The organism is Pseudomonas sp. FEMGT703P (assembly GCF_002786345.1).
Lineage (GTDB): Bacteria > Pseudomonadota > Gammaproteobacteria > Pseudomonadales > Pseudomonadaceae > Aquipseudomonas > Aquipseudomonas peli.
Window position 1 is genome coordinate 189,033 of sequence record NZ_PGCM01000006.1, and the last position, 17,309, is coordinate 206,341.

Annotated in this window: 11 protein-coding genes; 8 read left to right on the forward strand and 3 right to left on the reverse strand. The window is 55.6% G+C overall.

What is annotated here, in order from left to right; genetic code table 11:
• The first annotated feature begins 198 nt into the window (after positions 1-198).
• The 7 genes from CUR33_RS10995 to CUR33_RS11025 all read left to right on the forward strand — a co-directional run bounded on the left by CUR33_RS10995 (position 199) and on the right by CUR33_RS11025 (position 12,804).
• Positions 199-3,105, forward strand: coding sequence for a ribonucleoside-diphosphate reductase subunit alpha (locus tag CUR33_RS10995; RefSeq protein WP_170048119.1), 2,907 nt, complete (start codon positions 199-201; stop codon positions 3,103-3,105).
• A 423-nt stretch (positions 3,106-3,528) separates the two neighbouring features.
• Positions 3,529-4,779 (forward strand): ribonucleotide-diphosphate reductase subunit beta, encoded by a 1,251-nt coding sequence (locus tag CUR33_RS11000; RefSeq protein ID WP_090382856.1) that lies wholly within the window; start codon positions 3,529-3,531, stop codon positions 4,777-4,779.
• Positions 4,780-5,048: 269 nt separating this feature from the next.
• The gene (locus CUR33_RS11005; protein ID WP_289239638.1) at positions 5,049-6,659 is read left to right on the forward strand and encodes a type I restriction-modification system subunit M; all 1,611 of its coding nucleotides are present in this window, start codon (positions 5,049-5,051) and stop codon (positions 6,657-6,659) included.
• Positions 6,656-7,891 (forward strand): restriction endonuclease subunit S, encoded by a 1,236-nt coding sequence (locus CUR33_RS11010; protein ID WP_289239639.1) that lies wholly within the window; start codon positions 6,656-6,658, stop codon positions 7,889-7,891. The genes CUR33_RS11005 and CUR33_RS11010 overlap by 4 nt, the downstream gene beginning before the upstream one ends.
• 10 nt (positions 7,892-7,901) lie before the next feature.
• Positions 7,902-8,792, forward strand: coding sequence for an OST-HTH/LOTUS domain-containing protein (locus CUR33_RS11015; protein WP_289239640.1), 891 nt, complete (start codon positions 7,902-7,904; stop codon positions 8,790-8,792).
• A 3-nt stretch (positions 8,793-8,795) separates the two neighbouring features.
• On the forward strand, positions 8,796-12,080 hold the full coding sequence (locus tag CUR33_RS11020; RefSeq protein ID WP_289239641.1) for a type I restriction endonuclease subunit R: 3,285 nt from the start codon (positions 8,796-8,798) through the stop codon (positions 12,078-12,080).
• 13 nt (positions 12,081-12,093) lie between these two features.
• On the forward strand, positions 12,094-12,804 hold the full coding sequence (locus tag CUR33_RS11025; RefSeq protein ID WP_289239642.1) for a YgjP family zinc-dependent metalloprotease: 711 nt from the start codon (positions 12,094-12,096) through the stop codon (positions 12,802-12,804).
• A 104-nt stretch (positions 12,805-12,908) separates the two neighbouring features.
• Here the strand turns inward: CUR33_RS11025 and CUR33_RS11030 are convergent, their stop codons facing one another.
• The 3 genes from CUR33_RS11030 to CUR33_RS11040 all read right to left on the reverse strand — a co-directional run bounded on the left by CUR33_RS11030 (position 12,909) and on the right by CUR33_RS11040 (position 15,212).
• The gene (locus CUR33_RS11030; protein WP_289239643.1) at positions 12,909-13,241 is read right to left on the reverse strand and encodes a YegP family protein; all 333 of its coding nucleotides are present in this window, start codon (positions 13,239-13,241) and stop codon (positions 12,909-12,911) included.
• A 289-nt stretch (positions 13,242-13,530) separates the two neighbouring features.
• Entirely contained in the window at positions 13,531-14,091 is a 561-nt protein-coding gene (locus tag CUR33_RS11035; protein ID WP_289239644.1) for a winged helix-turn-helix transcriptional regulator, read from the reverse strand.
• A 23-nt stretch (positions 14,092-14,114) separates the two neighbouring features.
• Positions 14,115-15,212: an ATP-binding protein gene (locus CUR33_RS11040; protein ID WP_289239645.1), complete on the reverse strand. Its 1,098-nt coding sequence runs from the start codon at positions 15,210-15,212 to the stop codon at positions 14,115-14,117.
• 804 nt (positions 15,213-16,016) lie between these two features.
• Here CUR33_RS11040 and drt2 point away from each other — a divergent pair.
• Positions 16,017-17,300, forward strand: a complete 1,284-nt coding sequence (gene drt2, locus CUR33_RS11045; protein ID WP_289239646.1) for an antiviral reverse transcriptase Drt2 — start codon at positions 16,017-16,019, stop codon at positions 17,298-17,300.
• Positions 17,301-17,309: the final 9 nt, after the last annotated feature.

Below are 17,309 nucleotides of genomic sequence, written 5' to 3' on the forward strand. Positions count from 1 at the left end.
AGGCGCCAAAAGCGCCTTGACGTGTGACTCTTGAGCCAGGAAGGCGCTTTAGTCGTACCTTCCCTGCCCAATTTGCAAGTCCCCATGTGCCCGGCCTCTGGCTGCGCCCATGGCATTGTTGAAATGGAATGAATGGCAGTAGCCACAGTGATCGACGGCAAAGCGTCTAACTAATAAATACAGAACATGGAGACTTTCATGCACACCGACACCTCCCGCGAGAACCCGCAGGCCAATGCGCCGCAGGCTAACGATGACAACCAGAGCCTGAGCGCCACCGCGCCGGGTCAACTGCGTGTGATCAAGCGTAACGGCACCGTAGTGCCGTACACCGATGACAAGATCACCGTTGCCATCACCAAGGCCTTTCTCGCTGTTGAAGGCGGCACTGCAGCTGCCTCGTCGCGTATCCATGAAACCGTGGCGCGTCTGACCGAACAGGTCACCGCCACCTTCAAGCGCCGCATGCCGTCCGGCGGCACCATCCACATCGAAGAAATCCAGGACCAGGTTGAACTGGCCCTGATGCGTTCCGGCGAGCAGAAAGTCGCCCGCGACTACGTGATCTACCGTGAATCGCGCAGCCAGGCGCGCAAGACCGGCGCCGCCGACATTGCCGAGCCGCACCCAAGCATTCGCGTTACCCACCTCGACGGCACCGTTGCGCCGCTGGACATGGGCCGCCTCAACACCATCGTCACCGAAGCCTGCGAAGGCCTGGCGGAAGTCGACGGCGCGCTGATCCAGAAAGAAACCCTGAAGAACCTCTACGACGGCGTAGCGCAAAGCGACGTCAGCACCGCTCTGGTGATGACCGCACGCACCCTGGTTGAGCGTGAGCCGAACTACAGCTACGTCACCGCGCGCCTGCTGATGGACAACATCCGCGCCGAAGGCCTCGGCTTCCTCGGTGTCGCCACCAGCGCCACCCACCACGAAATGAGCGAGCTATACGCCAAGGCCCTGCCGGCTTACATCGCCAAGGGTATCGAGTTCGAACTGCTCAACCCGGTGCTGGCCAGCTTCGACCTGGAAAAACTCGGCAAAGCGATCAACCACGAGCGCGATCAGCAGTTCACCTACCTGGGCCTGCAGACCCTCTACGACCGCTACTTCATTCACAAGGACGGCACCCGCTTCGAACTGCCGCAAGTGTTCTTCATGCGCGTGGCCATGGGTCTGGCGATTGAAGAGAAGCAGAAAGAAGACCGCGCCATCGAGTTCTACAACCTGTTGTCGTCATTCGACTACATGGCCTCGACGCCGACCCTGTTCAACGCCGGCACCCTGCGTCCGCAGCTGTCGTCGTGCTACCTGACCACCGTACCGGACGACCTGGGCGGCATCTACGACGCCATCCGCGACAACGCCCTGCTGTCCAAATTTGCCGGCGGCCTGGGTAACGACTGGACCCCAGTACGTGCGCTGGGTGCCTACATCAAAGGCACCAACGGCAAGTCGCAAGGCGTGGTGCCGTTCCTCAAAGTGGTCAACGACACCGCTGTTGCAGTTAACCAGGGCGGCAAGCGCAAAGGCGCGGTCTGCGCCTACCTGGAAACCTGGCACATGGACATCGAAGAGTTCATCGAGCTGCGCAAAAACACCGGTGACGACCGTCGCCGCACCCACGACATGAACACCGCCAACTGGATTCCGGACCTGTTCATGAAGCGCGTGTTCGATGACGGCCAGTGGACCCTGTTCAGCCCGTCCGAAGTGCCAGACCTGCACGACCTGACCGGTAAAGCCTTCGAAGAGCGCTACGAGTACTACGAAGCCCTGACCCAGTACGGCGGCAAGATCAAGCTGTTCAAGACCATCCAGGCCAAAGACCTGTGGCGCAAGATGCTCAGCATGCTGTTCGAAACCGGCCACCCATGGCTGACCTTCAAAGACCCATGCAACCTGCGCAGCCCGCAGCAGCACGTGGGCGTGGTACACAGCTCGAACCTGTGCACCGAGATCACCCTGAACACCAACGCCGACGAAATCGCCGTGTGCAACCTGGGTTCCGTGAACCTGCCAAACCACATCGTCGACGGCAAGCTGGACACCGCCAAGCTGGAAAAGACCATCAAGGTCGCCGTGCGCATGCTCGATAACGTCATCGACATCAACTACTACTCGGTACCGCAGGCGCGTAACTCCAACTTCAAGCACCGCCCGGTTGGCCTCGGCATCATGGGCTTCCAGGACGCCCTGTACCTGCAGCACATCCCGTACGGCTCCGACGCCGCCGTGGAATTTGCCGACAAGTCGATGGAAGCGGTCAGCTACTACGCCATCCAGGCCTCCTGTGACCTGGCCGACGAGCGCGGCGCCTACTCCACCTTCGACGGTTCGCTGTGGAGCAAAGGCATTCTGCCGCTCGACTCGCAGCAGATCCTGATCGAGCAGCGCGGCCAGAAGTACATCGACGTTGACCTGACCGAGTCCCTGGACTGGGCTCCGGTACGTGCCCGTGTGCAGAAAGGCATTCGTAACTCCAACATCATGGCCATCGCACCGACCGCCACCATCGCCAACATCACCGGCGTATCGCAGTCGATCGAACCGACCTACCAGAACCTCTATGTGAAATCGAACCTCTCGGGCGAATTCACCGTGATCAACCCGTACCTGGTTCGCGACCTCAAAGCCCGCGGTCTGTGGGACTCGGTGATGATCAACGACCTCAAGTACTACGACGGTTCCGTGCAGCAGATCGAGCGCATCCCACAAGAGCTGAAAGACCTCTACGCCACCGCGTTCGAAGTCGACACCAAGTGGATCGTCGATGCCGCCAGCCGTCGCCAGAAGTGGATCGACCAGGCGCAGTCGCTGAACCTGTACATCGCCGGGGCCTCGGGCAAGAAGCTCGACGTGACCTACCGCATGGCTTGGTACCGTGGCCTGAAAACCACCTACTACCTCCGTGCCCTGGCCGCGACCAGCACCGAGAAGTCCACCATCAACACCGGCAAGCTGAACGCCGTGTCCAGTGGTGGCAGCGAAGGCCTGAGCGCAGCACCGGCCAAGGCCCCGGAAGTGGAAATGAGCGCAGGCCCAGCGCCAGTACCAAAGGCCTGTGCCATCGACGAACCAGACTGCGAAGCTTGTCAGTGACACGCGACGCGTGGATCTGAGCGGCGCGCGCGTTGTTGCCTGATCGGTCGGCCCCCATCACATACAGTCGTATGCTCAGGGGTTCCAACCGACCAGGCGCCTAGCGCTCACTCGCTCAGCTACACGCTCGAACGTCGGGCAAAAGCCAAAGCAAAAGCCGAAGCACAGTTCTAAAGCAACACACGTTCAGTCCCCTCGCCCGCTTGCGGGAGAGGGTTAGGGAGAGGGCAAAAGCTCTCCCACTTATTACCAACCCCCGCCCTACCCGGCGTGGGCTTCGGGGCAACGGCCAGTCATTAGAGCCACCCCGACCAGCGGTACCCGTTTTACCCTTGCGCGCGATACGCAACGGAACATAATCAGAAATATCTGTATATCCATACAGGCCGGTTATTTCACCGGCCCGCAAGCAGGAGCCAAGCCATGCTGAGCTGGGATGAATTTGACAAGGAAGACGGCGCCGACGCCGTTGTAGCCAATAAAGCCTCTGCCCAACTGGCAGACATGAGCATCGACAAACTCGACCAGGTGGGCGGTGCTGCCGCCGTTGAAGCCCGCGCCGTGGCCGCTGACGACAGCGACGCCGTGGCCCGCGCCAAAGCCTCGCTCGACCAACTCGACATCGCCGAAGGCCTGGCCGAGCTGGAAGGCACCGCCGCGCGCGTAGCCGTCGACGAAAAACGCATGATCAACTGCCGCGCCGACCTCAACCAGCTCGTACCTTTCAAGTACGACTGGGCCTGGCAGAAGTATCTGGATGGTTGCGCCAACCACTGGATGCCGCAGGAAGTAAACATGAACGCGGACATCGCGTTGTGGAAAACTCCGGACGGCCTGACCGACGACGAGCGCCGCATCGTTATGCGTAACCTCGGCTTCTTCTCCACCGCCGACAGCCTGGTTGCCAACAACCTGGCCCTGGCCGTGTACCGCCTGATCACCAACCCGGAGTGCCGCCAGTACATCCTGCGCCAGACCTTCGAAGAGGCGATCCACACCCACGCTTACCAGTACTGCATCGAATCGCTGGGCATGGATGAAGGCGCGATCTTCAACATGTACCACGAGATTCCATCGGTCGCGAAGAAAGCCAGCTGGGGCCTCAAATACACCCGCTCGATCTCCGACCCGACCTTCAACACCGGCACGGTCGAGACCGACAAAGAACTGCTGCGCAACCTGATCGCCTACTACTGCGTACTGGAAGGCATCTTCTTCTATTGCGGCTTCACCCAGATCCTCTCCATGGGTCGTCGCAACAAGATGACCGGCGTCGCCGAGCAGTTCCAGTACATCCTGCGTGACGAGTCCATGCACTTGAACTTCGGCATCGACGTGATCAACCAGATCAAGATCGAAAACCCGCACCTGTGGGATGCCCAGCTCAAAGACGAAGCCACCCAGATGATCCTCCAGGGCACCCAACTGGAAATCGAATACGCACGCGACACCATGCCGCGCGGCGTACTGGGCATGAACGCGGCGATGATGGAGGACTACCTCAAATTTATCGCCAACCGTCGTTTGACTCAGATTGGTTTGAAAGAAGAGTACCCAGGTACTACTAACCCGTTCCCATGGATGAGCGAGATCATGGACCTGAAGAAGGAGAAGAACTTCTTCGAGACGCGGGTTATTGAGTATCAGACTGGTGGGGCATTGAGCTGGGATTGATGGCCAGCTGCGCTCAAAATCGCTAGACCGCGAAAGTTTCTCGCTAAACGTGAAACGGACGCACCAAAAAAGGGCTGCCATTGGGCAGCCCTTTTTTATTCTCTAAACGGCCATGCTCATTTGACAGGAGCAGTGGAGCGAGATGAATTTTCGGGCTACAGGTGACAACGACTTGTACAATCGATCCCACTTTTTCTGATGTGCCCATGCGTCATGGCAGCAATTGCCTGGTGCTGGGCGTAGTGCTTTGTATAGGGATTGATTTACCCATGGCTGACAAGCTGTCACTCGAAACGCTGGAGTCCTGGCTCTGGGAATCCGCCAACATTCTGCGCGGTTCCATCGACTCCTCCGACTTCAAGAACTACATCTTCGGCCTGCTCTTCCTCAAGCGTTACAACGACGTGTTCGATGAGCGTGTCGCCAAGCTGATGAAGGACGAAAGCCTGAGCTACAGCGATGCCCAGGACGAAATCGAGGACAAATGGGGCAAGTTCCCCATCAGTGCCCGTTGGTTCGATCTGATCTCACGCACCGAGAATATCGGCGAAGCCCTAGATAAGGCTTTCGCCACCATTGAGGCCAACAACCCTGAGCTGCAACATGTACTGACAGCAACGCAGTACGGTGACAAACGTGTGCTGGCGGATGCCACCTTGCAGCGCCTGCTGCGCCACTTTAACCAGTACAAGCTGGGCAATGACGACCTGTACAAGGCCGACATGCTGGGCGATGCCTACGAGTATCTGATCAAACAGTTTGCTGACGATGCTGGTAAAAGAGGCGGCGAGTTCTATACGCCCAAGGGCGTGGTCCAAGTGGTGGTTGAGCTGATTGATCCGCAGCCGGGTCATAGCGTGTATGACCCCACCTGCGGCAGTGGCGGCATGCTAGTGGAGAGCGCCCACCATGTATCCGCCTTGCCCAATGGCACCCTGATGGGTAAGCCTAATGTGCTGCTGTTCGGGCAGGAAAAGAACCTGGGCACTTGGGCCATCGCCAAGCTCAACCTGTACCTGCACAACATGCGTGCGGAAATTGAGCGTGGCGACACTCTGGTCGAGCCCAAGCATCTCGACGGCGATTACCTCAAGACCTTCGACCGGGTTATCGCCAATCCGCCGTTCTCGGCAAAGTCCTGGTGGACTCCACTGGAGTTGAGCAGCGAGAACGAGCAGGAGAATGGCAAGAAGGCCAAATCCCCCAACTACAAGCTGGTCAGCGATCCTTACGGTCGGCTGGTATATGGCATCCCGCCGCGTGGTTATGCCGACCTAGCTTTCGCCCAGCATATGCTGGCCAGCCTTAAGGCTGATGGTCGTATGGGCATTATCCTGCCCCACGGGGTTCTGTTCCGCAGCGGTGAAGAAGGCAAGATTCGCGAGGGAATGCTGTTCGGCACAGACGCAGCCAATGGCAGCCAGCCGGGTGATCTGATTGAAGCCATCGTCGGCCTGCCCTCTGCACTTTTCTACAACACAGGCATCCCGGCTTGCGTGCTGATCCTTAACAAACAGAAACCTGCTGCTCTCAAGGGCAAAGTCATCATCATTGATGCCAGCCGTGACTACCTAGAAGGCAAGGCGCAGAACAGTCTGCGAGCTGATGACATCAGGCACATCGTTAATACACATAAGGCGGCATTTGAGCAGCAAGCGGAGGTCGAGAATTATTGCCGCGTGGTGACGCTGGACGAAATCCGTAGCAACGACGGCAATCTCAATATTGCCCGCTACATCGATAACGGAGTGACCGAGGAGACCGTGGACGTATCTGCAATCTTAGATCAGCTAGCCGTTCTGGCTGAGGAAGAGGCCCAGATTGATGCGCGGCTGAATGGGTATCTGGCGGAGTTGGGCCTGTTGGAGATTGAGGTATGAGCGAAGTGGGGCGTCAGGGTCATCAAGCTCACGGCGAAGACTGGGTTCCTGATGGCTGGCTGACATTACCACTTGGCTCTATCGCATCTGTGCGTAAAACGAAGGGCACTGCTAAGAGCGGAGTCCCTTGTGTAGAGCTTGAGCATATTGAGTCACAAACAGGTCGTTTGCTTGGTTGGGATGCAAGCGGCACTCAGACAAGTATCAAGACCTCTTTCACTAAAGGTGATGTGCTGTTTGGCAAACTTCGTCCATATCTTCGGAAGTATGCCGTTGCCCCATTCGATGGTGTCTGTACCACAGAAGTATTGGCTATTTATCCCAATGAAGAGATTATCGATAGCAATTTTCTATTCAACTTGATGCAAGGTGATGGTGTTTTTTCCACTGTTGAAGCCTTGTCTTACGGGACAAAAATGCCGCGTGTTAGCTGGGCAGATCTGTCAGACATTATTGTTGATATTCCTCCTCTTTCTGAGCAAAAGAAGGTCGCCGCTATCCTCACAGCTGTAGATGACAAGTTGGATGTGATTGCCGGACAGATTGAGGCCACCCACACTCTCAAGCAGGGTCTGATGCAAACCCTGTTCAGCCAGTGCTCTGCTGATTGGCCAACGGTTTCTCTACAGGAGGTTGCGGGAATTCGTACTGGCGTTGCGAAAGGCAAAAAGGGGCTGAAGGAGCCTATCGAACTACCTTACCTGCGGGTTGCCAATGTGCAGGATGGACATATCGATCTAACTGAGGTGAAAACCATTGCGGTTGATGCTGCCCAGGTTGAGCGCTATGCGCTTCAGTCTGGTGATGTTCTGATGACCGAAGGTGGGGATTTCGACAAGCTAGGTCGTGGGGATGTTTGGGAGGGTCAAATATCCCCATGCCTTCATCAGAACCACGTCTTTGCAGTACGACCAACACCTTCCAAACTGAATTCGTATTACCTTGCGGCGTTAGCTGCGAGTGATTATGGTCGCCAATACTTTCTCTCCTGCGCTAAGCGCACTACGAATCTAGCTAGCATCAACTCATCCCAGTTGAAGAGCTTCCCAGTGCTTTTGCCTCCTCTGGATGAGCAAGTACGTATTGCCGATATTGTGGCTGCCGCCAATGCTCGAATTGAAACACTGAGCACGAAGAAGGCGCACTACCAAACCCTCAAGCGTGGTCTGATGCAAAAGCTGCTAACCGGCGAGTGGCGGGTCAAGCTCGATAGCCCTAGCGGTATAGCCTGAGTTTTTATTCATGGACGAAATCCCCCTACTGCTCCCGGATCCAGTGCCTGACCTGCAACGCACCGTGCAGCGTAAGCTCGGGCGCTGCATGTTGCAGTTGCAGCAGTACGAGCGGCTGCTCAAAGCCATGGTGGCCCATAGCGAGTTGAGTGGCCCTCCGGAACGGCTTCAGGCTATTCGTGACGAGAAGGTTGCCTGTGCCCATAAAAAGACTTTAGGCGCCTTGGTGGGGATGCTGACCGAGAGCACTCTGAAACTGTCAGAACTGTCCGCAGAGTCACATGAAACCGAAGTCGATAATGGAGAGCAGAGCTGGTTTAGCTTTCGATTTCAGATGGAATTACCCGAGGAACGCTACGCCGAGACCAAGGCGGCGCTCAAGGAACTGGTCGACCTGCGTAATGAGTTGGTGCACCACTTCCTTCAGCGCTTCGACCTTTGGAGTGTCGATGGCTGCAAAGCTGCGGAGTCTTATCTCGATGAAAGTAACGAAACCATCGACGGCCATTACCTGACGCTGCGCGATTGGGCTAAATCCATGGATGAAGCCCGGCAGCATATGGTGTCGTTTATGCAGACCCCGGAGTACAGGGATTTCGTTATCAACGGTATTGGGCTGGATGGCACCGTACACTGGGCTGGCAGCGGTATAACCAACTGCTTACGTGAGGCGGAAACCAAGCTGGCTCAGGCTGGCTGGACACCCCTTTTTGAAGCCATTCGCTGGATTGCCAAGACCTACCCCGAGCAGACACCCAAGCGCTATGGCTGCGGTAGTTGGCGGCATGTGCTGCATGTGTCGCAGCAGTTCGAAATTCGTAAGCAAAGCCAAGCCGATAATGGCCCTACGATGGTTTGGTATCGCAGTCGTCCGAGGGAAACCTCCAAGGAACAGGAGTAAGCAATGAGCCAGTCACCGGAGAAGGTCGGGGTCGAGCTGCCCGCCATCAATTGGCTGATCAAGCTGGGTTACACCCATCTGCCCGGTAGCCAGGTACAGGTTGAGCATCGTCACCTGGCTCCAGTATTGGACGATGTGTTGCAAGCTCGGCTGCTGATCCTTAATCCATGGCTGGCGAGCGCATCCGGTGGTATCAGTGCCGCACTGATCGAGCTACGTAAACGCGTCAATGATGAGCTGTTGCCAGCCAACAAGGCGTTCTGGGAGCAGGTGGTTCACCGTTCGGATATTCAGGTGAAGGACGTCGAAGGTAAGCCCCGCAGCGTGCGCTTTTTCGACGCCAGCGATGCCAGCAACAACGACTTCCATGTGGTCGATCAGTACGTGGGGCGCAATGCGGATGGGGATGTCTTCCGCCCTGACCTACTGCTGTTTGTGAATGGCTTACCGCTGGCCATCATCGAATGCAAAGCCAGTCATCACCGCCTGGATGAAGCCCTGGGCCAGTTGGATGGCTACCAAAGCACCTTCCCAACCCAGTTTGTATTCAACCAGGTATGTGTTGGGCTTAATCGGCGTGAAGGGCTGTATGGCGCGATCCTTACCAGGCCTGCGTATTACGCCCGCTATCGGTTGCAGGCGCAGGAGACTTCCGATGTTGCTGTCCTGTTAGGTGATGCTCCCAGTGAGCAGGAAAATGTGCTGTGGGCATTATTTGAGCCGAGCCGCTTCCTGCAACTGATCACCCATTTTGTGCTGTTCGAGACCCGCGACGGCAAAACGGTGAAGAAGCTGCCGCGCTATCAACAATGGCGGGCCGTACGCAAAACGGTGGGGCGCCTGTGCGCACCGAAACCTTCAGGCGGCGTCGTTTGGCACACCCAGGGCAGTGGTAAGTCGCTGACCATGGCCCTGCTCGCACGCATGCTGCGGGCCGATAGCACGGGTTTGAACAACCCTACCGTGCTGGTACTGACCGACCGTAAAGACCTCGATAAGCAGATCTTCGATACCTTCCATGCGGTGGGCATCAATGCCATTCAGGCTGTGTCGGTCGATGGCTTGTTGAAGATGTTGTCCAACGACTACGGCAGCGTGTTCACCAGCACGGTGCAGAAGTTTCAGGAGAACGACCAGTCTACTGAGCAAGCCGCTGAGACGCCTGACGAAGAATATGATGCCCTGCAAGCGACCCGCCATCGGCGGATTCGTGTGGAGAAGGACTTCTTCATCGTGCATGAGCGCAATGTCCACCACCTGGCGGTGGGTGAGAACGGTGCTCCGATAAAGGCCAAGTGGGAAGAAATCAGCCGGGAGAAGGTGCACTTCCGGGTGCTGAGCACCAAGCCCAACTTCTATGTGCTGGTCGATGAAGCTCACCGTAGCCAGTACGACTTCCTTGCAGCCTTTATGCGTGCCAGCTTGCCCAACGCGAAGTTCATTGCCTTCACCGGCACACCGTTGCTGCAAGAGGACAAACACACGCTGGGCGAGTTTGGCGGTGGCGAATACATCGACGAATATCGCCTGCATGAAGCGGTGGCGGATGGTGCAACCCTGCCGATCAAATACCAGGATGCTTGGGTGGCGCTGTCGGCCAATGCGGAGCTGGATACCGCGTTCAAAGAGCAGTTCGCCGACCAGAGTGAAGTTCGTCAGCATGAGTTGAAGCGTGAGCTGCTGCGCCGCTGGCGTCAGGCCGGTGACCGTATGGAGCAGGTCGCCGAGCATCTGGTCGAGCATTTTCTCAGCAGCGTAAAGGCCAAAGGTTTGAAGGCCATGCTGGTGTGCGATGGCCGCGACATGGCGGTGCGCTACAAGGATCTGCTCGATGCGATCATGGTCAAACGGGCGAATAAAGGGCTGCCGACCTTTGATAGCAAGGTGGTTATTTCCCTGGCCAGCATTACCTCTTCCCGCACGGGCGCTTCTGCCATGGAAGAGGCGGCAGCGTACGAGATTGAGACCGACAAAATCCGCAGCATCGAGGAGCGGGTCAAGGCCGAGGTGAAAGCCGGAAAGACCCCGGTGGCCATGCCTTCCGAGCAGATCGGCAACTTTGTCAGCAAGCTGTTTCCCCTGCCCTACGGTGAAGAGGCTAAGGGGCTGGATGGTAAGCCACAGGCGAACAACGTCGGGCTGATCATTGTTTCTGACATGCTGCTGACCGGCTGGGATGCCCCGATTGTTGGCACCATGTACCTCGACAAGCCGTTAAAAGAACACACCCTGTTACAGGCCATCGCACGGGTGAACCGCACCCTGCCCGGCAAAAATGCCGGTTACATCGTGGATTACCACGGGGTGGTCGATCACCTTGACCATGCGCTGAAGATTTATGGCGGCGACGTGAAGCCTTCGCAGGTCTGGGAAGGTGTTGAAACCGAATTGCCAAAACTACAAGCCACACTCGACCGCATCCTCAAGTTGCTGCCGAAAAAGCATGACCCGGTGGCGCAGCGCGAGGCCTACAAAGACGACGCCGAGCGCTTCCTTGATCCCGCCACCCGGTTGGACATGGTCGAAGAATTCCTCGACCTGGTGAAGCAGTTCAACCGCTCAGTGGACATCATCCTGCCGGATGTTCGCGGCGTACCGTTCAAGCCCTATTTCACCCTGCTGGGTGAGATTCGCCTGATGCTGCGCGACAAACTGCCGGGCAGTACCTACAAGGAGCGCATCACCAAACTGGAGTCCGCGCTGCTGCAACAGCTGCTGGATGAGTACATCGCAGCCAGCCCGGCGAAGAGCCTGCTGGGTCATGAGGTGTCGATTCTGGATGCCAGTGATATGGAGCGTTTAAAGAAGCTGGCCAGTCCCGGTAGCCGAGCCTTGGTGATGAAAAACCAGCTGAAGCAAACCATCGTCACCGGCAAAGACAAGGATCCAGCATTCTTCGACAAGATTGCCGAGGAGCTGGAAAAACTGCTGGAAGAGGAAAAGGCGGGCCGCATTACCCAGGCCAAATTCCTGGAGCAGCTGGAGCTGTTCAGCCAGCGGATTCAGGACAAGGACAACACCGGCTTTAATAAGCCTGCGCATTCAGCGGTGTATCACTATCTTGCAGAGTTACTGGCTGAAGACACGGCAAGAGTGGCAACGACCAAACTGTTTGAAGATGAAATGCTGAGCCGTGCGCTGGCGACTGAAAATTGGAAGAAAATGCCGGATACGCACCCTGATTTTAAAGATCACCTGCGCGGGGTCTTGATGCCCCTGGCAGGCTGGGAGCGCTCAGTAGCGCGTGATCACGCCAAGCGAATCTTCGATATTCTGCTGAAAAACTAATGCGGCGTTGCCCATGCCAGTCTTGAATTACGGCCAAACGGCTATCGAGTGGTACTTCCAGCTCGATAGTAAACTCAAGCGACATTACGTGACCGTGGAACGGGGTCGCCCCGTGCTTTTGCGTGGGCCGCTGGTGGACGAGCCTGAGCAAGAAGCTTTGGTGCTTCGTCGTGCGCGCTGGATTAGGGAGAAGCTGGCACAGGTGAATCAGCCCCTTGCCAGCGAACCCATCGTGACTGGCAGTCGTCTACGCTATGCCGGGCGTACGTACTTCACCGAAGTACGGCATACGCCGGATATCCTCAAGCCCCGACTAACGTTCACTGCATCGCGCTTCATCGTGGATAACCCGGATGGTGCAAGCATTCTGCCCGACGTACTGATGCCGTTGCTTGAACGGTTCTATCGGGATCGTGCTCATGAGAAGCTGTTGATACGTGTCCGTCACTGGCAGCGAGAAACGGGACTTCAGGCAACGGGTGCACGAATCCGTCACTTCCAGAGCCGGTGGGCCAGCTGCGATGCAAGCAACACCTTGGAGTTTCATCCACGTGTGATGGAGCTACCTGCGAGCGTGCAGGACTACGTTATCGTCCATGAGCTGTGCCATACGGTGGAAAAAAACCACACCAAAGCATTCTGGGCGCTGGTGGCTAGCCACATGCCAGATTGGCAGAGGCAGCACCAGGTGTTGGAGCGAGCGGTGTTTGGGGATGCGGTGTAGGCGCGTCATATTTCCTTGGCAATGCCGGTGTTGTTTGGACCCGTACACAGCTCTCTTTGCGCACAAATAAAAGCCCCGCATGCGGGGCTTTTTAGGATAAGGATTTAGGTCAGATCAACCACCAGCGCAGTAGGTGCGTAAGCTTTCACAGCAGCAATACCCCCATCACGCGCCTGAGTAGTCGTATAGGTCTCGCTTACACCTATGACCTGACCATTACCTGCATTGAGGGTGAAGTAGTACTGAGAGTTAGTGGCCGTCAGCTTTTTATAGTTAGCGTCATAAGGCGAGTGAACTTTCACCGACTGGATGCCATTTTGGCAGCTTGCTTTCGTTGTGTAAGCCTCGCTAGCAAGGATTTTTTCCCCGTTCGGAGCCTTGAGTCGAAAGTAATACTGCTGGTTGGAACCAAGGAAAATCTCGAATTTTGCACTCATCGTTGTAACTCCTACTTTTCTTTGCGGACGCCTTTAAAAGGCGTTTTGTCCGAAGTTTTTACGTCCATGAACTGACCGGTTTCCGCATCCCGTTTCACCCAATGACCCGAAGTGGTCTGAGTTTGGGAACGATCCCGAACAGCTCCGTTACGATGCCCGTCACCTGATGGTGGGTTAGTAGCCATATCGATCACCACTCTGAATAAATTAATCTGTTTAACCAGGCAGCGAAGGAAACCTTCTCTGCTGCAAGAAAGACTATCCAATTATTCTGAATGTGTAAAGCTGTTTAAGCAGATTCTGCAATCGCTTGATAGATGTACTCAATACCACCGGACTCGGCGGCCTCTTCAGCCCGCAGAATGTACCCTTGGTCCAGCAGCCGTTTGAGCTTCGTGCTCGCGTTAGGAACTGATATCCCCAACGATTCAGCCGCCTTTGCAGCAGTGACCGTGCGATTTGAAAGTACGCACGTTAGTAGCTCGTTCATTGAGGGACTGATGTCGGGGCCGATGAACTCGAAACCGTCGCCAGACCACACCGTTAGAGGAAAATCCTTTGCCTGGGCAGCGTAATTCCAGTTATCGAGAAGATCGCGCCCCCCTACGTCCTTAAGGAAGAAGCCGCGCTCCCCCTTATAAAGCTTGGCGACAGCCAATACGCTTTCTCTAGGAAATGAAGCATCTGTGGCTACGATTCCTGCCAGAGAGATTCCGAAAACGGCATGCTGAGGATGCTCCTCAACGACGTCGAGGAGCTTACGAAAAGCCTCCTTCCCTTGAGCATTGCCGAAGGGATGATCAGCGTTCGTAAGATCAAATAGAGTAACTGTGTAGGATTTCCGATTCATTTTTGCAGTTTAACCAGAGACTGTCAGCTGTCAATTAAGAACTCAAAACAGATATGCGTACCGAGAATGCTTGGCATACCTAGCCTTGGGGTACTACTCCGCAACTCACCTCGCTCGTAAACCATGATCAGCTCGAAATTTTTCTGCCGTACCGTCACGGTTGCGTTAAAAGTAGCTGCCATATCAGCGCTGCGTTTTAACCCTAGACCCCGACCGTCTTCACCCGAACTCGAAATCCGGCCCTGCTTAAAAAGCTGGAGCACGAGGGCAGGACCGGCTTCTGGCTTGGCGAAATCTAACTCGTCATAGATCTCAGGATGAAGGTTCTGAAGAACTGGCAGGAGGCTCCCCACAATACCGATTCCACTGTCCGAGATTACCGTTTGGATTTTCCGCCCCTTGGGGTAGTGCTGAAGCGCTGCGAATCCCGGAATCTCTGATTTCGAGTGATCTTGAACATTACCGAACAGCTCAGAAATAAACGTGAAAGCAGATTGGGAATAACTCTCTCCAGCACAGCTCACAAGGCTATTTTTTAATCTCTCGGGGATGTTTTTATCCGGCTGCTTGTGATCAATGGATGCTAATTCGACGACGCCGTCGTTTTTGCCTCGATGAATTTCAGCACCTGAACTACGCGGACGTTTCGGAAGGACACCTACGCTGCCAGCCAAATGGTCAAAGAAACCAAGCCGATTGAAATAGCTTAGGGTTGTTTTACAGGCACTGAAGTCAATTGATACCTCGACCCCCTGATGTACCAGCTGGTTACACAGGGCCAAAAGGCGCGCAGCCGCGTCGATCATGATTTTGCAGCCCGTAGGCACTACGAACTCGACGGTGTCGCAGTTTTGGTCCAGAGGCGAACCTGTAACCAAAAGCATTTCTTCAAACAATGCGCTTCCGACCCAGACGTCCTCCCTGAGAGAAATTTTCATCGTGCCAGGGTTAACTAGATACCAGCGGTTAGTATCCTCACGATAGAACCGTTCAGGGTGGCCGTAGAGGATTGGGTTGACCACAGTCTTCTGAGACCTGAGATGGCGTGCAATTTCCTTCCCCATAGCTCCTGGGTTGGATCTAAGAAATTTTTCTATGTCAGCAATCATCAACGGGCTCAAAAACCTATTCCTTGGCCTCCCCGTATATTTCGACGGGATCACTTGCGCGGTGCTCGTTTCCGCGCTCCTAGTACGAGTTCTTCAGGCTGCACACTATAATGGCCAAACGGCATCAATTACAAAGTGCGAACCTCGTCATGCCCCCTTCTTCGTCATAGGAGTGCTCCGATTTCGCCCTTGAAAATGCTTCAAATTCAAGGCCTCGCGCGACTTGCTTACTGGTTAGAGCAGCATGGGCATCCTACCTAGGTGACACCTGAGTCAGTCTAGCGATCGAGACATCGACTTCACTCAGCAACCTCACACCGCTTTACCAACATAAGCAGGTAGAAAACCTTTGGTGCACTCGCTCGTTACGCGACGGAATATTACTGCTGCAACAGTTGGACATCGACGAGAGCCTGGGCGAAGACAGGATCCTGGTCCGGTGGCAGGTAAACCAGAGTCCATATCTGAACGCGAGCATGAGTGCTGTATCACTTCAGATTTATGCTAGCCTGCAAACGCTTTGGATATAGATCCAAAGGTGCATCACAAGCTGTCAAGCCCCAAGGCGGCATCCCAGGTGTAACAACCCAGGGTGACCAGCAATGCGGCCAGCAGCCCTCGGATACTTATCTTCATAGGTACTCCAAATGTGACGCTGACACTATACGTCGATCCTAGCAATCGCGGCGAAATCGGCACTGGGTAACTGAGGCCGATTGGATAATGTGAGGAACATTTGGGTTTATCCGGCCAGGCGGCTTGAGGATTGCCGCCATCCTAAGCCTGGCCGGTTGGCTCGAAACAAGGATGTATCTGATGCCAGAAAATTGGTACAAATCTCGCGGCTATCTGCACTTTGACCGCCCAATCAACCAGGCGGCGGCGCTAGAGATAGTTTCGAATCCGAAGACTGTTTCCAAGCATGCCTTTTACCCATTCATTCGCTATGTCGCACAAACACAGAAAGTGTTCTTCGACAAAAGCATTGGGAAAGTCGCCAAAAAAGCCCCAAAAGAACGGCCAATTTCCTACGCCGCGCACGTCGACAGCCACATTTATTCGTACTACTGCGATCTGCTGAACCAGGCGTACGAGGAACATCTGGCGAAGGTGCGGTGGGCCTCGGCAATCTTGGCGTTTAGAGCCCTTGGCAAAAGCAATATCGATTTTGCTCGGGATGCGTTCCTGGATATCGCGTCACGAACGTCCTGCTGCGTCATCGCCATCGACATCAAAGGCTTCTTTGACAACCTAGACCATGCGCACCTGAAAACTGCCTGGCAGGTGCTGCTCGGCAGCAGCCAGTTGCCCGACGATCACTACGCGGTGTATCGATCCCTCACCAAGTATTCGTTCGTCTACAGGGATCAAGTCTACGAAACGCTTGGGCTCTCCAAGAACAACCCCAAGCACGGTCGTAAGCGAATTTGTGAGCCCCATGAGTTCCGTGCCAAGGTGCGTGATGGCGATCTGATCGAAACCAACAAAGACAAAAAAGGGATCCCCCAAGGCTCCCCTATCAGCGCCATGCTGTCCAACGTGTACATGATGGGCTTCGATGAGCAGATCCACGCGTATGTCCAATCCTGCGGCGGCGCTTACTACCGGTACTGCGATGATGTGCTGCTGATAGTCCCGCTGGAGAAGGAAGCGGAGGCCAAGGCCCTAGTCGACCTACGGGTCAATGAAATCGGCCTGGAAATCCAGGCCGCCAAAACAGAGACCTGTAAGTTCACGCAGTCAGCCAAGGGCTTGAGGTCCGACCGACCGCTGCAATATCTGGGCTTTATCTTCGATGGGGCCAACATTTACCTGCGCTCATCCTCATTGTCTCGCTACCAAGATCGCGTAAACAGGGGCATCGGGCTGGCGGGGAAATGCATGGACAAGGTCAATGCCAAACGGATTGCCAGAGGGCAGTTGCCCCGCTCGATGTTCCTGAAGAAGCTGTATAAGCGCTACTCCTACCTGGGCCGGAGAAACTTCATCTCCTATGGCTACCGGGCCGCCAGGATCATGGACTCCCCTTCGATCAAGAAGCAGCTCAAGCCGCACTGGAACAGACTCCGCGAACGCATTTCTGCCGCCCAGGGCGAATGACTGCCCCTT